This is a genomic window from Flavobacterium cupreum (genome assembly GCF_003996965.1).
GTDB classification, from domain to species: domain Bacteria; phylum Bacteroidota; class Bacteroidia; order Flavobacteriales; family Flavobacteriaceae; genus Flavobacterium; species Flavobacterium cupreum.
Window position 1 is genome coordinate 1 of the sequence record NZ_QWDM01000105.1, and the last position, 387, is coordinate 387.

Sequence of the window (387 nt, forward strand, 5' to 3'; positions counted from 1 at the left end):
TTAAAAGGTCAACACGTTCTTTCCGTCCCTGGAGCTCGTCGAGCGACGAGAAGTAGTACAACAGGGTGGCCTGTTTCTTTTGGTTTGATGACAAAGTCAGGGAAGAGGGCATGTTTATTATTTAAACAATCGACGTTGATAAGCCCTTGCACTAGGGCTCCAATATTCCCGCTGATTTTAGTGGGTTATTGGACCATTCTGCAATCGAAGTTTCAATTTTTTCGGCATTGGAACAAATCGCAAGCCTCAATCCTGAATAAATCAGTGATTGCCTATAGTGATTTTTGTTGTTGCTTGCTGTGTTGTTAAAAAATAAACCATTTCTTCTGTTGGGATTGGCATTGGTACGGAGTAAAACACCTGCGATAGATAGACCGTGATTGCAAT

General features: G+C 41.6%; 1 protein-coding gene. It reads right to left on the reverse strand.

All coding sequences use genetic code 11. From position 1 onward, the window contains the following. Window positions 1–151: 151 nt before the first annotated feature. Window positions 152–387, reverse strand: a 236-nt coding sequence (locus D0817_RS26810; protein WP_161568476.1) for a hypothetical protein, incomplete at its 5' end; no start/stop codon positions are given.